We start from the raw sequence: 16,735 nt of genomic DNA on the forward strand, positions 1-16,735 counted from the left end.
CGTCCTGCTCAGACGGTGACGGCCTGCTGGGCGTAGAGGGTCGCGTACACGCCGCCGGCGGCGAGCAGGTCCTGGTGGGTGCCGCGCTCCACGATGCGCCCGCGGTCGAGCACGAAGATGACGTCGGCGTGCACGATGGTCGACAGGCGGTGCGCGATCGACACCGTGGTGCGTCCGCGGGTCGCGTCATCGAGGGCGACCTGGACGACCCGTTCGGAGATCGTGTCGAGGGCGCTCGTCGCCTCGTCGAGGATGAGCACCTCCGGGTCCTTCAACAGCACGCGCGCGATGGCGATGCGCTGCTTCTCGCCGCCGGACAAGCGGTAGCCGCGCTCCCCGACGAGCGTGTCGTAGCCGTCCTCGAAGCGAGCGATCGTCTCGTGGATGTTCGCCGCGCGGCAGGCGGTCTCGAGCTCCTCGAGGGTCGCGTCGGGCTTCGCGTAGCGGAGGTTCTCGGCGATCGTCGCGTGGAAGAGGTAGGTCTCCTGACTGACGATGCCGATGCGGGAGACCAAGGACTCCTGCGTGACGTCGCGGACGTCTGCGCCCGCCACCATGACCCGTCCGCCCGACACCTCCTGGAAGCGCGGGATGAGGTAGGAGATGGTCGTCTTGCCGGCACCCGACGGTCCGACGAACGCGGCGAACTGTCCGGGTTCGATCGTGAAGGAGACGCCGTCGAGGGTGGGTGTCGAGTCGTCCTGGGCGTCGGCGTAGCGGAAGGTGACGTCGTCGAAGCGGATCTGCGGTGCGACGCTCGAAAGCGGTGCGGCGCCGGGGCGGTCGGCGATCGCGGGCTTGAGGTCGAGGTACTCGAAGATCCGCGCGAAGAGGGCGCCGGAGGTCTGCAGGTCGAGAGCGACGCGCATGACGCCCATGAGCGGGAACAGCAGGCGGGCCTGGATGGTGGTGAAGGCCACGATCGAGCCGGCGGTGACGTCCACCGCCCCACCGGTGATGAGCCAGCCGGCCACCAGGTAGACGATCGCGGGGATGGACGACAGGAAGATGTTGACCATCGCGAAGAACCATTGGCCGCTCATCGCCTGGCTGACCTGGAGGCGGATCTGGGTGCGGTTCTCGGCGCTGTAGCGCTCGACCTCGGTGTCCTGGCGGTTGAAGCTCTTCGCGAGGAGCACGCCGGAGACGCTCAGGGCCTCCTGGGTGATCGCGGTCATCTCCGACAGCGACTCCTGCGTCTTCGTCGCGATCCGTGCCCGGACCTGACCGACGCGGCGCTGCGCGATCACGAGGATCGGCATGAGGATGAGGGCGACGATCGTCAGTTGCCAGTTGAGGATGAGCATCGCGACGAGCGCCGAGATGACCGTCACGGTGTTGCCGAGCACGCTCGAGACGGTGTTGGTGAGGACGTTCGCGACGCCGCCGACGTCGTTCTGGAGGCGCGACTGGATGATGCCCGTCTTCGTGCGGGTGAAGAAGCTCAGTTCCATCGCCTGCAATTGCGAGAACAGCTTGATGCGCAGGGCACCCATGACACTGTTGCCGACGGTCGCCGTGAGGTAGGTCTGCCAGACGCCGAGCAGGGCGGCGATGATGAACAGCGCCACCATCACGCCGACGATCTCCGCGAGGGCGACGAGGTTCGGGCTGCCACCGTCGGTCGGGAACAGGCCGACGTCGAACGCCTGCTTGACCAGCAGCGGAGGGAGCACCGCGAGGGCGGCACCGATGACGACGAGCACCATCGTGAGGATGATCTTCGCGCGGAACGGCACGAACAGTGCGACGATGCGCTTGCCGAGGTTCGGGATCCTCGGTGCCTCGGCGTTGAGCGCCTTCTGCGCCGCCATGTCGCCACCGCTGACGCGGCTGCCCGCTCGAGGCCCGCCGCCCCCGGGTGCACCGCCGCGTGGCCCGCCCCGTCCGCCGTGCATGCTCATCCCGCCACCCTATCCCCGCCCACCGTCCTCCCCGCCCTTGTCCCCGTCCCCGTATGCTTCCCGCTCCGTGTCCTTTCTCAGGAGTCCGCTGGCGCGTCGCCTCGCCCGCTCCCCGACCCGCCACAACTGTCCTGAGAAAGGGTCACCGCCGCGAGTCCGCTCCCCAGGTCCACTGCGGGGCGGATCATCCCCAAATCAGCAGCGTGGCTCGGCGGTCCGGCGACACCGGGTGGACGATCGACCGATGACCGGAGGAACCGACGCCTTACGCCCGGCGTACGGTATCGCCACGGTGCATCAGCTTCGGGCTCGCGGCCACTCCAAACGGTCGCTCCGACTCGCGGTCGAGATGGCCGAGCTGATCAGGGTGAAACGAGGCTGGTACGCGGACCACGGTGCACCCCCGGAGATCGTCCAAGCCGTTCGGGTCGGCGGGAGACTCGCGTGCATCTCGGCGGCCGCCTGGTTCGGCTGGGCCACACCGGAAGACCGGCGCATACACGTTGCCGTCCCGTCGAACGCGGGACGCCTCCGCGATGTGAGCGACCGCCGATGTCATCCGCCCGCGCAGGACCGGGACGACACTGTCCTGCACTGGGACGACGATCAACCGGTGGTCCCTCGGGGCGGTTCGATCGCGCCGCTCCTCGTGGTGAGCCGTGAGTCGGCAGTTCGTCAGATCGTCACCTGCCAGCACCCTGACGTCGCCGGCGCGATCTTGGACTCGGTGCTGCACCGAGAACCCCACCGCGGGCGGGCGCTCCGCGCGTGGCTGGACGAACTCCCGCACGCGCGCAGGCGCAGACTCCCTCGGCTGGAGTCGGGATGCGAGAGTTTTCTCGAGAGCATTGGTCGCATCCGGCTCGAACGCGCTGGGATCGTCGGTCGACATCAGGTCGAGATTCCGGGCGTCGGACGCGTCGACGAGCTGATCGACGATTGGTTGGTGGTGGAGTGGGATGGACGTGCGTTCCACGACACCCCGGACGCCCATGAACAGGATCGCTGGCGCGACGCCCAGTTGGCGATCCTCGGCTATCGCTCTCTCCGCTTCACGTATCGCATGGTGATGGACGACTGGTACGCGGTCATCGGAGCGGTCCGCGCAGCGCTCGCGCGGGGCCGTCCGAGGCCCCGCTGAGCGGATCCGATCACCCTCGCACCTGCCAGCCTGCACTCCGTCCCTTTCTCAGGACTCCCCCGGCGCGCCGGGCGCACGCCGACACGACGCACCGCAACTCTCTGAGAAAGGGACATCGGGACCAGGAGAACGAACGACCGGCAGACGCACGGACGCCCCGGGAGCGTGAGCTCCCGGGGCGTTCGCGCACCGACGACGCTGTCGATCGGAGGATCGAACCGCGGCGTCGGGTCAGCCCTTCGTCGAACCGGCCAGGAGCCCGCGGACGAAGTACCGCTGCAGCGCGAAGAACACGACGAGCGGGACGAGGATCGAGATGAACGCGCCGGCGGTGAGCAGGTGCCACTCATTGCCACGCGTTCCGGTGATCTCCGCCAGCAGCTTCGTGATCGGTGCGACCTCGCCGTCCGCGAAGATGAGCGCGACCAGCAGGTCGTTCCACACCCACAGGAACTGGAAGATCGCGAACGACGCGATGGCGGGCATGGTCAGCGGCAGCACGATCCGGAAGAAGATCTGACCGTGACCGGCGCCGTCCACGCGTGCCGCTTCGATGACCTCACCGGGGATCTCCGCGACGAAGTTGTGCAGCAGGAAGATCGCCAGCGGCAGCGCGAACATGGTGTGGGCGATCCACACCTGGGCGAAGGTGCCGCTCGCGTCCAGTCCCTCGCCGACCTGTAGACCGAAGATGTTCAGGCCACGGGAGAAGGTCGACAGCAGCGGGACGAGCGCCATCTGGATCGGCACCACCTGCAGCGCGAACACGAGGATGAACAGGAAGTTCTTGCCGCGGAAGTCGATCCACGCGAACGCGTACGCCGCGAGGCTCGCCACCACCAGCGGGATCAGGGTCGCCGGGACCGCGATGGCGATCGAGTTGACCCACGAGCCCGCGAGGTTCAGCGTCGAGTTGCCGGCCTGCAGCACCTGCACGTAGTTGTCGATGGTGACCTGGAAGTCGGAGAAGATCGTCCACCAACCGGTGGTCTTCACCTGCTGCTCAGGCCGGAACGAGGAGACGAAGAGACCGAAGGTCGGGATCGTCCACAGCACAGCGATGACGACGGCCGCGATGGTCGCGCCTCGGCTCGTGAGCCGCTTCTTCGTCCGTCGGCTCGCAGCCTCGATGCCGCGTTCACCCTTCGCGAGCTGGTCCTTCGTGGACTCGTCGATCGGTAGTTCGATCGGCTGCACAGCACTCATCGGATCTCCCTCTGCTTCTTGATCTGCCGTGCGTTGTAGATGACGATCGGCAGCACGAGGATGAACAGGATCACGGCGAACGCCGCACTCCGGCCGTTCTCGAAGTTCTTGAACTGGGTGTACATCTCGTTCGCGATGACCGAGGTGCCGTTGTTGCCGGCGGTCATGGTGCGGACGATGTCGAAGACCTTCAGCGACGCGATCGAGATCGTCGTGACGACGACGACCAGCGAGGAGCGGATGCCGGGGACGATGACGTTGGTGAAGCGCTGCCAGCCGTTCGTGCCGTCGAGCTCGGCGGCCTCGATCTGCTCGGTGGGGACACCCTTGATCGCGGCGGACAGGACGACCATCGCGAACCCGGTCTGCACCCAGATGAGCACGACGATGAGGAACAGCGTGTTCCACGGCTCGTTCTGCAACCACTGCACCGGGGTGCCGCCGAACCACACGACGATCTGGTTGAGCAGACCGATCTGGGTCGCGCCGGCCTCACGGTAGGCGTAGATGAAGCGCCAGATGATGGATGCGCCGACGAAAGAGATCGCCATCGGCATGAAGACGAGGATCTTGAAGTACTTCTCGCCGCGGGACTTGTCGATGAACACCGCATAGGCGAGGCCGAAGGCCGTCGACAGCGCCGGGACGAGGAGCACCCAGATGATCGTGTTGATCACGGTGCGGATCGCGCTCGGCTGCGTGAACAGCCAGATGAAGTTGTTCAGCCCGACGAAGTTCTTGCCGGACGCCGACATGAACGCGGCGATCGTCGTGTTGATCGACGGCAGGATCAGGCCGATCAGCAGCAGCAGGAAGGCCGGTGCGAGGAAGCCGACGAGCTGGACGAGGTACCCGACGCCCTTCTTGGACCGGTAGTCGAGGAGGAAGAGCACGCCACCCAGGACGGCTGCGACAGCCGCGGCCCACAGGAACGAGCCGAAGAAGAGGACGACGATGACGGGCACCAGGACGCAGAACGCCAGACGGATGACCGTGTAGAGGGTGCCCTTGCGTGGCGCGATGTCCACGAAGAAGAGGAGGAGGGCCACCACCGCGCCGAAGGCGATGACGACGATCGGGATCTGGGCGAGCGGTGGCAGTCCGCCCAACCAGTTGAGGAAACCTGACATAGCTGGCCTTTCGAGTACGGCGTTGGACCCTGAGTGAACCCTAGGGGGTTCCACTGCCGAGGCGGAAGCGCCGGAGGGTGATCACCCTCCGGCGCTTCCGCTCATGAGCAGCAGTTCCGGATATCGATTACTCGCTGGAGGGCCAGCCGGCTTCGATGTCCTTGAGGACCTGGTCGGTCTCGTCGCCGTTGATCCAGTTCACGAGGCCCTTCCAGAAGGTTCCGGCACCGACGGCACCGGGCATCAGGTCGGAGGCGTCGAAGCGGAACGTGGTCTTCTCGTCCTGCAGGATCTCGATCGCCTGGCTGAGGATCGGGGTCGAGGCGTTCGCCGGGTCGAGGCCGTTGTTGGCCGAGATGACGCCGCCGAGCTTGACCCGCTTGTTCGCCCACTCAGGGCTCGAGAGGTACTCCTGGACCTTGACGGTGCTCTCGTCGTCGCTGAAGGCGCCGACGATCTCGCCACCACCGGTGACAGCGGTCTCGCCCTCCTTGATGCCGGGGGTCACGAAGGCCCACACGTCACCGTCGGGAGCGACGGTCGCGCCGGCGTCCTCGAGGAAGCCGGAGAAGAACGATGCCTGGTGGTGCAGTGCGCAGGCGCCGGAGGCGAGCGCCGGAGCGACGTCACCGAACTCGGTCGAGTTGATCGAGGACACGTCGCCGAAGCTCGCGTTCACGTACTCCGGGTTCTTGAGGATCTCGCCGACCGAGTCGAACGCTTCCTTGATCTTCGGGTCGGTGAACTTGACCTTGTTGGCCACCCAGTCGTCGTAGACGTCCGGACCCTGCTGGCGCAGGACGAGGTCTTCGATCCAGTCGGTGCCGGGCCAGCCCGAGGCGTCGCCGGAGCCGAAGCCGGCGCACCAGGGTGCGGAACCCGTCTTCTCCTGGATGGTCTTGGTCAGCGTGAGCAGCTCGTCCCAGGTCTTCGGGACCTCGACGCCCCACTCCTTGAACTTGGCCGGCTGGTACCAGACGAGGCCCTTGACGCTCGCCATGAGCGGCGCGCCGTAGACGGTGTCGTTGACGGTGCCGTAGGCGGCCCAGTCCGTCGACCAGTACTTCTCGATGTTCGCCTTGACGCTGTCGGGCGCGGGCTTCAGGTAGTCGCGCGTGGCGAGGTCGGCCAGGAGGCCGGGCTGCGGGAAGATCGCGAGGTCGGGCGGGTTACCGCCCTGGGCGCGGATACCGATCTGCGACTCGAACTCCTTGGAGGACTCGTACTTGATCGTGATGCCGCTGTCCTTCTCGAAGTCGGCCCAGCTCTCCTCGAGCAGCTTCGCCTCGGTGTCGGCGATCGTCCCGTAGATGGTGACGGTCTTGTCGTCGTCGCCACCGCCGCTGCTGCCCGATCCGCCTGAACAAGCGGTGAGCGCGACGCCCGCGACGGCCAGGACGGCCAGCGGCAGGGCCGTCCGGCGGGTCCGAATGAAACTCATCTGTGTCCTCCTCATTGAGTGCTGCAGGTTCGAACGTCTCCAGGGTCGAGCCGTTCCGATGATGCACTGGTGCGGAATCGGTCCGGATGCGGAACCGTTTCCATGCGTCAAAGTACTTCACCCGGCGACAGGATGCAAGCACGAGAACATAACGAAATAGACAGTGAGAGCGCTCCCACCGAAATCATGCGGCCGGGGGGACCATTCGTGTTCCAGATGTTATGGATCAGTTCCAGTCGGCAGTTCCAGGTCTGTTCCAGATTCGCTATGGTGGTGCTACCCAACGGAGGGAGTCGGCATGAGTGGTGCCATCAGTGATGTCGCGGCCCTCGCCGGCGTCTCGAAAGCGACGGCCTCGCGAGCGCTCACCGGGCGCGGATACGTGTCGGCCGAGACCCGGGAACGGGTCGTGCAGGCCGCGGCCACGATCGGGTACGTCGCCTCGCCCATCGCCGCGAGTCTGTCCACCGGACGCACGCTGGCCATCGGCGTCCTCACCTCGTTCCTCAACCGCTGGTACTTCGGCGAGGTCCTGGAAGGCGCCGAGGGAGCCCTCCGTGCGCGGGGCTACGACCTGACGCTCCACCATCTGCCGCCCGACTCCCCGGAACGCGATCGGATCTTCGACGCCTACCTCACGAACAAGCGCTTCGACGGCATGATCTCGATCGGGATCGAGGCCTCGCAGGACGAGATCGCGCGCCTGCTCGCCAACCCCCGTCCACTGGTGTCGATCGGCGGCAACATCCGCGGGGCCCACTCCATCAACATCGACGACCAGGCACTCGGGCGCGAGGCGACGGAACACCTCATGACACTCGGGCACACGCGCATCGCCCACATCACCGGTCACGACGCCGAACTGCAGACGGACACCGTGCACGGCAGGCGCCTGGCCGGCTACCTCGCAGCGATGGAGGACGCAGGGCTCACTTCGGCCGTGCACGTCCTGCCCGCCGTCCACTCGCTTCCGGGCGGGTACGAGGCCGCGGCTCAGTTGCTGCGGGACGCGAGGATCCGCCCGACGGCGGTGTTCGCCTCGACGGACGAGGTGGCGATCGGCATCATCATCGCCGCACGACGCCTCGGGATCACTGTTCCCGCGGAGCTGTCGGTCATCGGGATCGACGGGCACTCCTACGCGGAGATGTTCGCGCTCACCACCTTCGAGCAGGAGCCCCGCGCGCAGGGGCGGCATGCCGTCGAGATCCTCCTCCAAGACCTGGAGGACGAGCAACGCGCGCAGGCCCCGGACTCCGGGGAGCCGGGCAGCACCGTCTCCGAGGTGCGCTGGCCGACCCGTCTGGTGATCCGACAGACCACGACGCGCCCCGAGTCCGCCGAGTAGACACCCCCGGCTGCACTCCCAGCGCGGCGCGCTGACGCGAGCGCGCCCCACTGACGTGAGCGCAGGCCCCCGGAGGGGAGCGCTCGCGTCAGTGGGGCGCGGTGACCGGTCGGATCAGCTCGCGTCGGCTGCGGTGATCGCGATGGCCTCGTCGAGCTCGCTCTCCACCGGGCCGTCGACCCGGGCGAGGTGCTTGCGTCCGAGGACCACGATGAGGACCGCGACGATGAGCGAGCCCGCGGCCACGTAGTAGGGCGCGGCAGGCGAGATGAGCTTCGCGATCTCCGCGGCGGCCGGCGGCGCGATGGCCCCACCGAGGAACCGTACGGACGAGTACGCCGAGGATGCGACGTTGCTCGGCAGGTCCGTCGCCTCCATGACCGACTCGGTCAGCACCGTGTTCATGACGCCGAGCAGCAGCCCGCCGACGACGATGCAGACGATGAGGCCGGTGGTGGACTGGACGAGGAGTCCGGCCGCGACGAGGTCCAGTGCCAGCAACGGCAGGACCAGCTTGATCACGGAGGTGCGACGCATCCGAGCCGTGAGCAACGGTGCGACGAACACGCTCGTGACCGCCAGCGCGACCCCCCAGCCGAAGAAGGTGAACCCGAGACCCATCGCATCGAGGCCGAGCGGGAACGGCGAGTAGGCGAGCAGGGTGAAGAAGCCGATGTTGTAGAACAGGGCGGCTGCCGCGAGGATGCCGAGCGACGGGATCGCCAGCGCCTTGAACGGCGCGGACAGCTTGAGCGGCTCAGGCTTCGGCCCCTCGGTCTTCAGCAGGGTGACGATCGCGATGAACCCGACGGCCATGAGCGTCGCGGTGCCGAAGAACGGCCACTTCCAGCCGATGCCGCCGAGGAGACCACCGAGGAGTGGACCGATCGCGATGCCGAGCCCGAGTGCCGCTTCGTACAGGATGATCGCGTTGGCGCGGCCGCCCGCTGCAGCACCGACGATGGTGGCGAGTGCCGTCGAGATGAAGAGCGCGTTGCCGAGGCCCCAGCCGGCCCGGAAGCCGATGACGGCTCCGACGGAGTCGGACAGGCCCGCGAGGAGGGCGAACAGGACGACGAGTGCGAGTCCGATGAGGAGCGTGCGTTTGGCACCGATCCGGCTCGACAGCCAGCTCGTGAAGAGCATGGCCACGCCGGTGACGAGCAGGTAGCTCGTGAAGAGCATCTCGGCCTGGGTCGGCGTCGCCTGGAGGTCTTCGGCGATCGCGGGGAGGATCGGGTCGACGAGGCCGATGCCCATGAAGGCGATGACGCTCGCGAAGGCGACCGCCCAGACGGCCTTCGGCTGGTGCAGGATGCCGCCGAGGTCTGCACTGTGGCCGGCGCCGTGGCCGTGGCTCGACGCCGTGGGCGTGGGCACGGAGGACGTGCGTGCGCTGGTGTCGGCGCTCATGCCGTCAGCTCCGAGGCGACCTCGACGGCCACGCGGGCCTGGATGATCTCGACCGTCCTGGCGATCGCAGCGAGGTCGTCGTCCTCGAGGTCGGTGAAGGCCGGCTCCAGGGCGTTGGTGAGCTCGTCCAGCCAGGCGAGGAGGGCGGCCGTCCCCTTGGGGGCGATGGCGATGAGCCACGCGCGGTGGTCGTCGACGTCGGCGATCCGTTTGATCCAGTCGCGCTCGTCGAGGCTCTGCACGAGCTTCGTCATCGTGGGTTGGGACACCCGGCTCTGGCGGGCCAGTTCGCCGACCCGGACGGGGCCGACCGTGGTGAGCACGGAGAGCGTGCGCCAGACGGCGGGCGATTCGGAGGATCCGGTGGCCTGGGCGGCAAGGCGGGTGAGCCGGTGCGATGCCGTGATGAGGTCGCCGAGGATGGTGTGCAGGGGTGAATGCGTACGGTTCTCGGTCATGATCCATCCAGTATACATAGCTAAGCTATGCACTTGCACCCTCAGTCCGGTGATCACCATTCAGGAGGCTCCCGGCGCGTCGGCACCGGGAGCCTCCCGCAGGGCGGGACTCGCCCAGGCGGACCTGAATTGTGAACCGGTCAGCGCATCCAGGTGGTGAAGGACTGGCTGACCCGCGGATCGGGCGGATGGGCGTCGCTCGCCCGTTCCGACTCGGTGAAGGCGGATGCGAGCTGGGCTCGGATCCAGGTGATGGTTGCACGCCAGCGTGCGTGGGTGTTCATGGTGGTGGGTTCTCCCGATTCGGGCACCGCACCGACGGCCCGCGCTCACACGGAGCGGGACGACGACGCGGATACCTGCGTGAACCGTCGACGAACGTCGTCGACGGGTGCAGAGCATCCGCGTCCGTGTGGAGTGAAGCGACGAATCGCAGGCCCTCCGATTAACTGACGGAGGGCACCGCTCCCGAACGAATCGGGGGCGATGCCCTCCGATCACGGATGTCTCTGCCGAGTGCGTGCAGCACTCGTCTCAAGAAGATCCGCGATCGTCAGCGGCGACCGACCGGAGTCGGTCGCCAGCCCAGTGGTTGTCCCCCGCAGGGGACCGACTACTTGAGCGTGACGGTGGCGCCGGCAGCCTCGAGGGCTTCCTTCGCCTTGTCAGCGGCTTCCTTGTTGGCACCTTCGAGGACGGCAGCCGGAGCGCCGTCGACGAGAGCCTTGGCCTCGCCGAGGCCGAGCGAGGTGAGCTCGCGGACCGTCTTGATGACCTGGATCTTCTTGTCGCCAGCAGCCTCGAGGATGACGTCGAAGTCGGTCTTCTCTTCGACCTCTTCGACAGCAGCGCCAGCAGCAGCCGGGCCGGCGACGGCGACGGGAGCAGCAGCGGTGACCTCGAAGGTCTCCTCGAACAGCTTGACGAACTCGCTGAGCTCGATGAGCGTGAGCTCCTTGAACGCGTTGATCAGTTCTTCGTTTGACAGCTTTGCCATGATTGTTCTCCTTGTTTCATGCCCTGCAACCGCATCACGCGGCGGACAGGTACGGGGTTGATTGTTCGCGGAACCGAATTACTCGGCCGCGGACTCCTGCTTCTCGCGCAGCGCCTCGACCGTGCGAACGGCCTTCGAGAGCGGTGCGTTGAAGAGGTAGGCAGCTCCGAACAGCGAGGCCTTGACGGCGCCGGCAAGCTTTGCCAGCAGCACTTCACGGGACTCGAGGTCGGCGAGCTTGCCGACTTCTTCAGCGGTCAGCGGGTTACCGTCGAAGTAACCGCCCTTGACCACGAGGAGAGGGTTTGCCTTGGCGAAGTCACGAAGAGCCTTCGCGACGGTGACCGGGTCACCGTGCACGAATGCGATCGCGGACGGACCGGCGAGCTCGTCGTCGAACGACGAGATGCCGGCGTTGTTCGCCGCGATCTTGGTCAGCGTGTTCTTCACCACGGCGTAGGTTGCGTCCGCACTGATGCTCTTGCGCAGGTTCTTGAGCTGAGCAACAGTGAGGCCGCGGTACTCGGTCAGCAGAACGGCAGTCGAGCTCTGGAACTTCTCCGTGAGTTCGGCAACCGAGGCTTCCTTGTTCGCCATGGCCACTCCTTTTCGAATCTTGAATGCATGCAGCGGAGGCCGCACACTCCAACCGCCGGGCCGGCGAAGGGTTCGGGCATGAAAAAAGCTCCGGCGCAAGCGCACGGAGCTGGGGAGAGGCGAGCCTCGATCAGATCTTCATACACCTGCGCTGGACGTCTCGTCATGAGAACCTTCGACTGTCTCGTTTGCACGCGACAGTGACCGGCGGTCTTTGGTTTCGACAACCATAACACACCCCCGGCCCCGTTCCGACAGGCGTGCACCGGGCGCTCACGACCGCCCGTCCGGATGTCCGAGGCGACCGGCACCATGGAGCCATGATCCAGACGCTCGCCATCTCCGGCTACCGGTCCATCCGAGACACCGTGCTGCCGCTGCACGGCCTCGACGTCGTGACCGGAGCGAACGGCACCGGCAAGTCCAACCTCTACCGGGCACTCCGACTCCTCGCGAGTGCGGGCGACGGCGATGTCGTCGGATCCCTCGCCCGCGACGGCGGGCTCTCCTCGACACTATGGGCCGGCCCCGAGCACGTGAGTCGCGCCATGGTCGACGGCTCCGTCCCGGTCCAGGGCACGCGCCGTTCGGGTCCGATCAGCCTGCGACTCGGGTTCGCGACGGACACGCTGGGGTATCTCATCGACCTCGGGATCCCGCAGCCGTCCACGACGCTGTTCGGTCGCGACCCCGAGATCAAGCGGGAGCAGATCTTCGCCGGTGCACTGGCCAAACCGAGCAGCCTGCTCGTCGACCGGCACGGTCCGGCGGTCCGGGTCCGCGACGGGTCGTGGCGTCCGATCGGTCGAACGCTCGGCACCTCGGAGAGCATCCTCACCGAGTTCTCGGACGCCGACGCGACGCCCGAGGTCCTCCGCGTGCGCGGCCAGGTGCGCGGCTGGCGGTTCTACGACCAGTTCCGGACCGACCGCGACGCCCCGGCACGTGCGCCGCAGGTCGGGACGAGGACGCCTGTGCTCGGACACGACGGCGCGGACCTCGCCGCCGCGGTGCAGACGATCATCGAGTCCGGCGGACGGGATCGCCTCGACGCAGCCGTCGACGACGCCTTCCCCGGCAGCGTGCTGCGCGTGCGCGCCGACGACGGGGTGTTCCGGCTGGAGCTCGAACAGCCCGGGATGCTCCGTCCGCTCTCGGCCGGCGAGCTGTCCGACGGCACGCTCCGCTACCTGCTGCTCGTCGCGGCGCTCCTCACTCCGCGCCCGCCCGAGCTCATGGTGTTGAACGAGCCCGAGACGAGCCTGCACGGCGACCTCCTCCCCCAGCTCGCTCGGCTCATCACCGCGGCGAGCGCCGACACACAGCTCGTGGTCGTCTCCCACGCCCGCCCACTCATCGAGGCCATGCTCGAGGCCGGCGAGGTGCACGAACACCGGCTGGTGAAGCGACTCGGCGAGACGACCGTCGAGGATCAGGGCCTGCTGTCGACGCCGCCGTGGGCCTGGCCGTCCCGGTGAGCGTCCGGCCCAGGTGACCGCCGGCTAGGCGCGGTCGGCCTGCTTGCCCAGGTAGCGGTCCGAACCGTAGCTGAGGATGAAGAACCCGATCAGCTGGAACAGGACGAGTCCGAAGATCCGGAACACCGTGCTCTTGTCGAACTGCTTGCCGATGTGCCATCCGACGATCCACCCGAACACGATGTTCACGAGCGGGATGAAGTAGAGGATGGTCGCCGCACCCGTGAAGCCGGCGAGCTTCACGACGACGTACCAGTTGTAGATCGGGATGATCGCGGTCCAGCCGGAGCGGCCAGACTTCTCGAACATCCCCCAGACGGATGCGACGAACAGCGCGTAGCCGATGATGCCGCCGAAGACGTTGGCGGGGGCGTTCATGAACTCGATGGCGGCACGACCGTTGTCGTCAGCGGCGAGCAGGATGGTGTCGATCACGGTGGTGGCGCTCCTTGTCGTCATCGCGGTCGACCGACCGCCTCATCCGACGAATGTAGCGCGCGGGTCGCACCCCGGACCAGCGGGTGTCCCGCAGACGCTCAGACGGCCCGGGCGGTGCGGGCGGCGTGCACGAACGAGCGGATGAGCTCCGGCGACTTCACCCCGCGCGAGGACTCGACCCCGCTGGACACGTCGACCCCCCAGGGCCGGAGTTCCGCGATGAGGCCCTGGACGTTCTCCGGCGTGAGACCGCCGGCGAGGATCCACGTGCGGGTGGGTGGGTTCGCCACCAGAGCGATCGTGTCGAAGGTCTTCCCGGCTCCCGGGTCAGGTGCATCGAGGAGCAACAGCTCCTCGGCGTAGGCGGCGCGCTCGGCGGCGTTCTCGGAGGCGTAGTGCACCGCCGAGGTCGCCCGGAGCGTCCGCCATCCCATCGCCTGCAGCTCCTGGAACGCCTCGGGTGGTTCGTCACCGTGGAGCTGGACGGCCTGCACCCCGGCAGCACCGGCGATCCGCGAGACCTCCTCGACCGACTGGCGCCGGAAGACGCCGACCGTCAGCACCGACTCGGGGACGTCGGCGAGCAGCGAGGCGACGCGTTCGGGCTCGATGGTCCGGGGCGACCCCGGCGCGAAGACGAATCCGATCGCGTCGACTCCGGCGTCCACCGCCGCAGCGACGTCGGACGCCTCGGACAGACCGCACACCTTGACCCACATGGGGACCACGCTACCCGGCCGCACGGATCACTCCGCCGTCGGGACGAGGACGTCCGGGGTGGCGACGGCCGGTAGCTCCACGCGGAACACCGTCCGTCCTGGTGTGCTCTCGCACCTGACCGTGCCGTGGTGCGCAGCCACGACGGCGTGCACGATCGCGAGCCCGAGGCCGGTGCTCCCGGTGGCCCGGGAGCGGGAGTCGTCACCGCGGACGAAGCGCTCGAAGAGGTTGGGCTGCAGCGCAGGGTCGATGCCGGGGCCGTCGTCCGACACGGTCAGCACGGCGATCTCGCCCGCAGGACCGCTCTCGACCGCCAGCCCCGTCCGCACGGTCGTCCCGGCGGGCGTGTGGGTCCGCGCGTTGGCGAGTAGGTTGACGATCACCTGTTGCAGTCGGGACGCATCACCCGTGACGAGGACGGGCTCCTCGGGGAAGTCCAGTTCGAACACGTGGTCCGGCCCGGCGACATGGGCGTCGCCGACGGTGTGGATGACGAGTTCGGTGAGGTCGACGGGGCGCTTGGCGAGTTCGCGTCCCTCGTCCAACCGCGCCAGCAGCAGCAGGTCCTCGACGATCGTGGTCATGCGACCGGCCTCGGAGCGGATCCGGCCGAGGGAGTGGGTGACGTCCTCCGGCAGCGCGTCCGACTTCCGGGCGGCGAGTTCCGAGTATCCGGCGATGGACGCCAGCGGGGTCCGGAGCTCGTGGCTCGCGTCCGAGACGAACCGGCGCACCTTGTTCTCGCTCGCCTGCCGGGCGTTCAGCGCGGACGAGACGTGCCCGAGCATGCGGTTGATCGCCGATCCGACGCGTCCGACCTCGGTGCGCGGGTCGGTGTCCGACTCCGGTACCCGGACGGCGAGCGCCACCTCACCGCGGTCGAGGGGCAGTTCGGCGACGACCGCGGCCGTCGCGACGACCCGGTCGAGCGGGCGGAGCGAGTACCGCACGATCGCGAACGCGGCCAGCCCGGCGAGCAGCAGGACCACGACGCTCATGATCGCGATGAGGGTGACGAGCTGCATGACCGTCGACGCGACCTCGGCGAGCGGCAGCCCGATGATCCTCGTCGCGCCGCTCGCGTCGGTGACCGCGACGACGCGGTAGTCGCCGAGATGCTCCCCGAGGTTGATGGTCGACGGTCGGTCACCGGCCGACACCGTGAGGATCATGGCGTCCTGACTCTCGGTGCACGGGACCGTGCTGCCGTCGGCGTTGAGGTATCCGGCGCTGACGATGGTGCCGTCGACGACGATCGCCCCGAGTGCGCCGGGCCCGAGGCCCGGAGCGCCGATGAAGGCGGGCGGCTCGCGCGTGCCCGAACCACCGCCGTAGCCGTCGGGGATGCCGGAGTCCGGCAGGGATTCCGGTGCGGGGAGCTGGCCGTTGCGACCGTAGTCGACGATCCGCTCGGCGGCCTTCGTGAGCTGGTTGTCGACGCCCTCGGTGAGGAGGCCGCTCACCGCTACCGCGCTCGCGACACCGACGACGGCGCTGCCGAGGGCGAGGAGCCCGACGACGACGACCATGAGGCGTCGACGGAGCGTCCACGGAGCGCGCTTGGGGTGGGTGGAGTCGGTGGTCGTCGCTGCCGGGTCGGTGACGGGGGCGCTCGTGGTCACGAACCGACCGTCGGGATCTTCAACATGTAGCCGGCGCCGCGCACGGTGTGGATCATGGGCTCGCGCCCGGCGTCGATCTTCTTCCGCAGGTAGGAGATGTAGATCTCGACGACGCTCGCACGACCGCCGAAGTCGTAGCTCCACACCCGGTCGAGGATCTGGGCCTTGCTCAGTACCCGGCGCGGGTTCCGCATGAGGAACCGCAGCAACTCGAACTCGGTCGCGGTGAGTTCGATGGGCTCGCCGTCGCGCGTCACCTCGTGGCTGTCCTCGTTCAGCACGAGGTCGCCGACCACGATGTCCGGGCCGGACTCGTCGGCGGCCAGCAGGGTCGAGCGGCGGATGAGCCCGCGCAGCCGGGCGACGACCTCCTCGAGGCTGAAGGGCTTGGTCACGTAGTCGTCGCCGCCGGCGGTGAGGCCCGCGATGCGGTCGTCGAGCGAGTCCTTGGCGGTGAGGAACAGGACGGGGACGTCGCTCCCCGAGGTCCGCAGGCGGTTCAGCACCTGCAGGCCGTCCAGGTCGGGCAGCATGATGTCGAGCACGATGGCGTCCGGGCGGAAGTCGCGGGCGGTCGTGAGGGCCTCGCGGCCGTCGGCGGCGGTCCGGATCTCCCAGCCTTCGTAGCGCAGGGCCATCTGCAGGAGGTCCGTGAGCGTCGCCTCGTCGTCGACGACGAGCACACGGACGGCGGTGCCGTCGGCCCGTTTGAGTGCGCTTCGCGCGGCACCGGGCGCCTGGGTCGGGATGTTCACGCGTTCAGTATTCGCCTCCGCCCTATGAGCTGTCTATGAACCGACCAGACGGATGCTGTGCCCTCCCCGAGCCGGCGAGGCGCCCAC

At 67.9% G+C, this 16,735-nt stretch carries 16 protein-coding genes; 3 read left to right on the plus strand and 13 right to left on the minus strand.

Annotated features, from left to right (window positions below; all coding sequences use genetic code 11):
* Positions 1-8: 8 nt before the first annotated feature.
* Complete coding sequence (locus IFU30_RS15155) at positions 9-1,898, minus strand: ABC transporter ATP-binding protein (protein ID WP_192006449.1); 1,890 nt, start codon at positions 1,896-1,898, stop codon at positions 9-11.
* Between the two features lie 250 nt (positions 1,899-2,148).
* Between IFU30_RS15155 and IFU30_RS15160 the strand changes: the two genes are divergently transcribed.
* On the plus strand, positions 2,149-3,045 hold the full coding sequence (locus tag IFU30_RS15160) for a DUF559 domain-containing protein (protein ID WP_192005838.1): 897 nt from the start codon (positions 2,149-2,151) through the stop codon (positions 3,043-3,045).
* 231 nt (positions 3,046-3,276) lie between these two features.
* Here IFU30_RS15160 and IFU30_RS15165 read toward each other — a convergent pair whose 3' ends face one another.
* From IFU30_RS15165 to IFU30_RS15175, 3 genes are all read right to left on the minus strand, one after another.
* Entirely contained in the window at positions 3,277-4,251 is a 975-nt protein-coding gene (locus IFU30_RS15165; protein WP_079706730.1) for a carbohydrate ABC transporter permease, read from the minus strand.
* Entirely contained in the window at positions 4,248-5,381 is a 1,134-nt protein-coding gene (locus IFU30_RS15170; protein WP_079706729.1) for a carbohydrate ABC transporter permease, read from the minus strand. The genes IFU30_RS15165 and IFU30_RS15170 overlap by 4 nt, the downstream gene beginning before the upstream one ends.
* A 127-nt stretch (positions 5,382-5,508) precedes the next feature.
* Complete coding sequence (locus tag IFU30_RS15175) at positions 5,509-6,822, minus strand: ABC transporter substrate-binding protein (protein WP_192005840.1); 1,314 nt, start codon at positions 6,820-6,822, stop codon at positions 5,509-5,511.
* 298 nt (positions 6,823-7,120) lie between these two features.
* Here IFU30_RS15175 and IFU30_RS15180 point away from each other — a divergent pair, with 298 nt between their 5' ends.
* Positions 7,121-8,170, plus strand: a complete 1,050-nt coding sequence (locus tag IFU30_RS15180; protein WP_192005842.1) for a LacI family DNA-binding transcriptional regulator — start codon at positions 7,121-7,123, stop codon at positions 8,168-8,170.
* Positions 8,171-8,284: 114 nt separating this feature from the next.
* On the opposite strand, the gene IFU30_RS15185 is transcribed toward IFU30_RS15180, so the two are convergent.
* From IFU30_RS15185 to rplJ, 5 genes are all read right to left on the minus strand, one after another.
* Entirely contained in the window at positions 8,285-9,583 is a 1,299-nt protein-coding gene (locus tag IFU30_RS15185; protein WP_192005844.1) for an MFS transporter, read from the minus strand.
* Positions 9,580-10,041, minus strand: coding sequence for a MarR family winged helix-turn-helix transcriptional regulator (locus IFU30_RS15190; protein ID WP_192005846.1), 462 nt, complete (start codon positions 10,039-10,041; stop codon positions 9,580-9,582). The genes IFU30_RS15185 and IFU30_RS15190 overlap by 4 nt, the downstream gene beginning before the upstream one ends.
* 140 nt (positions 10,042-10,181) lie before the next feature.
* Positions 10,182-10,325, minus strand: a complete 144-nt coding sequence (locus IFU30_RS15195) for a hypothetical protein (protein WP_153303516.1) — start codon at positions 10,323-10,325, stop codon at positions 10,182-10,184.
* Between the two features lie 329 nt (positions 10,326-10,654).
* A complete protein-coding gene (rplL, locus tag IFU30_RS15200; protein WP_056014124.1) occupies positions 10,655-11,038 on the minus strand; it encodes a 50S ribosomal protein L7/L12 in 384 nt (127 codons plus the stop codon).
* A 78-nt stretch (positions 11,039-11,116) separates the two neighbouring features.
* A complete protein-coding gene (gene rplJ, locus IFU30_RS15205; RefSeq protein WP_079706724.1) occupies positions 11,117-11,635 on the minus strand; it encodes a 50S ribosomal protein L10 in 519 nt (172 codons plus the stop codon).
* Positions 11,636-11,955: 320 nt separating this feature from the next.
* Between rplJ and IFU30_RS15210 the strand changes: the two genes are divergently transcribed.
* Positions 11,956-13,113, plus strand: coding sequence for an AAA family ATPase (locus tag IFU30_RS15210; RefSeq protein WP_192005847.1), 1,158 nt, complete (start codon positions 11,956-11,958; stop codon positions 13,111-13,113).
* Between the two features lie 24 nt (positions 13,114-13,137).
* Here the strand turns inward: IFU30_RS15210 and IFU30_RS15215 are convergent, their stop codons facing one another.
* From IFU30_RS15215 to IFU30_RS15230, 4 genes are all read right to left on the minus strand, one after another.
* On the minus strand, positions 13,138-13,548 hold the full coding sequence (locus IFU30_RS15215; RefSeq protein WP_079706722.1) for a DUF5684 domain-containing protein: 411 nt from the start codon (positions 13,546-13,548) through the stop codon (positions 13,138-13,140).
* 101 nt (positions 13,549-13,649) lie between these two features.
* Positions 13,650-14,270, minus strand: coding sequence for a phosphoribosylanthranilate isomerase (locus tag IFU30_RS15220; RefSeq protein WP_124767341.1), 621 nt, complete (start codon positions 14,268-14,270; stop codon positions 13,650-13,652).
* Positions 14,271-14,297: 27 nt separating this feature from the next.
* Positions 14,298-15,893 carry a sensor histidine kinase gene (locus tag IFU30_RS15225; protein WP_274500401.1) on the minus strand — a complete coding sequence of 532 codons (1,596 nt, stop codon included), beginning with the start codon at positions 15,891-15,893 and terminating at the stop codon, positions 14,298-14,300.
* On the minus strand, positions 15,890-16,648 hold the full coding sequence (locus IFU30_RS15230) for a response regulator transcription factor (RefSeq protein WP_124767343.1): 759 nt from the start codon (positions 16,646-16,648) through the stop codon (positions 15,890-15,892). The genes IFU30_RS15225 and IFU30_RS15230 overlap by 4 nt, the downstream gene beginning before the upstream one ends.
* Positions 16,649-16,735 lie beyond the last annotated feature (87 nt).

This window comes from Plantibacter sp. CFBP 8798 (assembly GCF_014841195.1).
Classification (GTDB): domain Bacteria; phylum Actinomycetota; class Actinomycetes; order Actinomycetales; family Microbacteriaceae; genus Plantibacter; species Plantibacter auratus.